This is a genomic window from Photorhabdus hindustanensis, from assembly GCF_002968995.1.
GTDB classification, from domain to species: domain Bacteria; phylum Pseudomonadota; class Gammaproteobacteria; order Enterobacterales; family Enterobacteriaceae; genus Photorhabdus; species Photorhabdus akhurstii.
This window is the reverse complement of record NZ_PUWT01000172.1, coordinates 1-4729: the sequence shown is the minus strand read 5'-3', so window position 1 is coordinate 4729 and position 4729 is coordinate 1. Positions and strand designations below refer to the sequence as shown.

At 54.0% G+C, this 4729-nt stretch carries 1 tRNA gene and 3 rRNA genes; all 4 read right to left on the bottom strand.

From position 1 onward, the window contains the following. Window positions 1–29: 29 nt before the first annotated feature. Window positions 30–145, bottom strand: a 5S ribosomal RNA gene (gene rrf, locus C6H66_RS25045). A gap of 145 nt (window positions 146–290) precedes the next feature. Then, window positions 291–3309: ribosomal RNA gene (locus C6H66_RS25040) — 23S ribosomal RNA — on the bottom strand. Between the two features lie 185 nt (window positions 3310–3494). Further along, window positions 3495–3570, bottom strand: a tRNA-Glu gene (locus tag C6H66_RS25035). 82 nt (window positions 3571–3652) lie between these two features. Further along, window positions 3653–4729, bottom strand: a 16S ribosomal RNA gene (locus C6H66_RS25030); the annotation flags it as partial.

The following is a 4729-nucleotide window of genomic DNA, read 5'->3' as shown; positions in this document are numbered from 1 at the left end:
TTACGCTGAGGGTTTCTACTGTATTTAAAGCCTGGCAGTGTCCTACTCTCACATGGGGAGACCCCACACTACCATCGGCGCTACGGCGTTTCACTGCTGAGTTCGGCATGGGGTCAGGTGGGACCACCGCGCTATCGCCGCCAGGCATATTCCGTTTTATTCCAACCCTTGTCTGACTCTCCGTCAACACAACCATTGGAACCAATCTCTGAACAAGCTGAAATCTGTCTCTCTTCTGTCTTCCGACTTCTGTTTGCTGTCTTCCGACACCAAAACCCCTTCGGCGTTGTAAGGTTAAGCCGCTCGGTTCATTAGTACTGGTCAGCTCAATGCATCGCTGCACTTACACACCCAGCCTATCCACGTCTTCGTCTTAAACGTTCCTTCCGTGACTCTAAGTCAAGGGAAGACTCATCTCAAGGCAAGTTTCCCGCTTAGATGCTTTCAGCGGTTATCTCTCCCGCACTTAGCTACCGGGCTATGCCATTGGCATGACAACCCGTACACCAGCGGTGCGTCCACTCCGGTCCTCTCGTACTAGGAGCAGCCCCTTTCAATCTTCCTGCGCCCACGGCAGATAGGGACCGAACTGTCTCACGACGTTCTAAACCCAGCTCGCGTACCACTTTAAATGGCGAACAGCCATACCCTTGGGACCTACTTCAGCCCCAGGATGTGATGAGCCGACATCGAGGTGCCAAACACCGCCGTCGATATGAACTCTTGGGCGGTATCAGCCTGTTATCCCCGGAGTACCTTTTATCCGTTGAGCGATGGCCCTTCCATGCAGAACCACCGGATCACTAAGACCTACTTTCGTACCTGCTCGAGCCGTCACTCTCGCAGTTAAGCTGGCTTATGCCTTTGCACTAACCTCACGATGTCCGACCGTGATTAGCCAACCTTCGTGCTCCTCCGTTACCCTTTGGGAGGAGACCGCCCCAGTCAAACTACCCGCCAGACACTGTCCTCAGCCCGGATGACGGGCTTAAGTGAGAACATCGAACATTCAAGGGTGGTATTTCAAGGATGGCTCCATGCGGACTGGCGTCCGCACTTCCAAGCCTCCCACCTATCCTACACATCAAGGCTCCATGTTCAGTGTCAAGCTATAGTAAAGGTTCACGGGGTCTTTCCGTCTTGCCGCGGGGACACTGCATCTTCACAGCGAGTTCAATTTCACTGAGTCTCGGGTGGAGACAGCCTGGCCATCATTACGCCATTCGTGCAGGTCGGAACTTACCCGACAAGGAATTTCGCTACCTTAGGACCGTTATAGTTACGGCCGCCGTTTACTGGGGCTTCGATCAAGAGCCTCGCCTTGCGGCTAACCCCATCAATTAACCTTCCAGCACCGGGCAGGCGTCACACCGTATACGTCCACTTACGTGTTTGCACAGTGCTGTGTTTTTAATAAACAGTTGCAGCCAGCTGGTCTCTGCGACTGGCTTCGGCTCCGGAGGCAAACTCCTTCACCTACTGCCAGCGTGCCTTCTCCCGAAGTTACGGCACCATTTTGCCTAGTTCCTTCACCCGAGTTCTCTCAAGCGCCTGAGTATGCTCTACCTGACCACCTGTGTCGGTTTGGGGTACGATTCAATATGACCTGATGCTTAGAGGCTTTTCCTGGAAGCCGGGCATCAACCACTTCACTGCCGTAGCAGCTCGTCATCACGCCTCAGTGTTACAGAAGAGCGGATTTGCCTGCTCCTCCCACCTACACGCTTAAACCGGGACGACCGTCGCCCGGATGGCCTAGCCTTCTCCGTCCCCCCTTCGCAGTCACATTCAGTACAGGAATATTAACCTGTTTCCCATCAGCTACGCCGTTCGGCCTCGCCTTAGGGGTCGACTCACCCTGCCCCGATTAACGTTGGACAGGAACCCTTGGTCTTCCGGCGAGCGGGTTTTTCACCCGCTTTATCGTTACTTATGTCAGCATTCGCACTTCTGATACCTCCAGCGGGCCTCACAGCGCCACCTTCAACGGCTTACAGAACGCTCCCCTACCCAGCGACACTTTCGTGTCGCTGCCGCAGCTTCGGTGCATGGTTTAGCCCCGTTACATCTTCCGCGCAGGCCGACTCGACCAGTGAGCTATTACGCTTTCTTTCAATGATGGCTGCTTCTAAGCCAACATCCTGGCTGTCTGGGCCTTCCCACATCGTTTCCCACTTAACCATGACTTCGGGACCTTAGCTGGCGGTCTGGGTTGTTTCCCTCTTCACGACGGACGTTAGCACCCGCCGTGTGTCTCCCGTGATACCATTCTTCGGTATTCGCAGTTTGCATCGGGTTGGTAAGCCGGGATGGCCCCCTAGCCGAAACAGTGCTCTACCCCCGAAGATGAATCCACGAGGCGCTACCTAAATAGCTTTCGGGGAGAACCAGCTATCTCCCGGTTTGATTGGCCTTTCACCCCCAGCCACAGGTCATCCGCTAATTTTTCAACATTAGTCGGTTCGGTCCTCCAGTTAGTGTTACCCAACCTTCAACCTGCCCATGGCTAGCTCACCGGGTTTCGGGTCTATACCCTGCAACTCATTCGCCCAGTTAAGACTCGGTTTCCCTGCGGCTCCCCTATACGGTTAACCTTGCTACAGAATATAAGTCGCTGACCCATTATACAAAAGGTACGCAGTCACCCCACCCCAAAACGCTCCACTGCTTGATTAGTGTGTTGGGCGTCGCTGTCGCTCCGCCAACCGTCATCTGAGATGACGTTACGCATTTTGTGCGCCACACAAAGCGAAACGCTTTGGTGGTGGGGCTCCCACTGCTTGTACGTACACGGTTTCAGGTTCTCTTTCACTCCCCTCGCCGGGGTTCTTTTCGCCTTTCCCTCACGGTACTGGTTCACTATCGGTCAGTCAGGAGTATTTAGCCTTGGAGGATGGTCCCCCCATCTTCAGACAGGATTTCTCGTGTCCCGCCTTACTCGTCGAACTCACAGCCATGCCACCTTCGAGTACGGGGCTGTCACCCTCTCTCGCCGGCCTTTCCAGACCGTTCCTCTGATGGCATCGCTGATGCTGGTTCTGGGCTGCTCCCCGTTCGCTCGCCGCTACTGGGGGAATCTCGGTTGATTTCTTTTCCTCGGGGTACTGAGATGTTTCAGTTCCCCCGGTTCGCCTCATTAACCTATGGATTCAGTTAATGATAGTGCAACGCATTGCACTGGGTTTCCCCATTCGGACATCGCCGGCTATATCGCTTCATATCAGCTTACCGACGCTTTTCGCAGATTAGCACGTCCTTCATCGCCTCTGACTGCCTAGGCATCCACCGTGTACGCTTATTCGCTTAACCTCACAACCCGAAAGAGTCTCGGATTGCTCAGCTTGAGAGACTCCCCAATAATACCTTGTCGATATTACTGAGTGTTTCAATTTTTCAGCTTGTTCCAGATTGTTAAAGAGCTTATATCGCTAAACAGATTCCTAAAATCCGCTTAAAGACACATCGACAACGCCTTTCACCCGTTATCCCGCAAGTGGCGTCCCCTAGGGGATTCGAACCCCTGTTACCGCCGTGAAAGGGCGGTGTCCTAGGCCTCTAGACGAAGGGGACCCTATGGTCGGCTTCGCAGACTCCCTTGCTCTCGACTTTCATCAGACAATCTGTGTGAGCACTGCACTTAACCTATCTCAGGTAAGGAGGTGATCCAACCGCAGGTTCCCCTACGGTTACCTTGTTACGACTTCACCCCAGTCATGAGCCACAAAGTGGTCAGCGCCCTCCTCGCGGTTAAGCTACCGACTTCTTTTGCAACCCACTCCCATGGTGTGACGGGCGGTGTGTACAAGGCCCGGGAACGTATTCACCGTAGCATGCTGATCTACGATTACTAGCGATTCCGACTTCATGGAGTCGAGTTGCAGACTCCAATCCGGACTACGACAGACTTTGTGTGTTCCGCTTGCTCTCGCGAGGTCGCTTCACTTTGTATCCGCCATTGTAGCACGTGTGTAGCCCTACTCGTAAGGGCCATGATGACTTGACGTCATCCCCACCTTCCTCCGGTTTATCACCGGCAGTCTCCTTTGAGTTCCCACCTCGACGTGCTGGCAACAAAGGATAAGGGTTGCGCTCGTTGCGGGACTTAACCCAACATTTCACAACACGAGCTGACGACAGCCATGCAGCACCTGTCTCTCAGTTCCCGAAGGCACTTCGCTGTCTCCAGCAAATTCTGAGGATGTCAAGAGTAGGTAAGGTTCTTCGCGTTGCATCGAATTAAACCACATGCTCCACCGCTTGTGCGGGCCCCCGTCAATTCATTTGAGTTTTAACCTTGCGGCCGTACTCCCCAGGCGGTCGATTTAACGCGTTAGCTTCGGAAGCCACAGCTCAAGGCCACAACCTCCAAATCGACATCGTTTACAGCGTGGACTACCAGGGTATCTAATCCTGTTTGCTCCCCACGCTTTCGCACCTGAGCGTCAGTCTTCGTCCAGGGGGCCGCCTTCGCCACCGGTATTCCTCCACATCTCTACGCATTTCACCGCTACACATGGAATTCTACCCCCCTCTACGAGACTCCAGTCAACCAGTCTTAGATGCCGTTCCCAGGTTGAGCCCGGGGATTTCACATCTAACTTAATTGACCGCCTGCGTGCGCTTTACGCCCAGTCATTCCGATTAACGCTCGCACCCTCCGTATTACCGCGGCTGCTGGCACGGAGTTAGCCGGTGCTTCTTCTGCGGGTAACGTCAAATCCAACTCTGT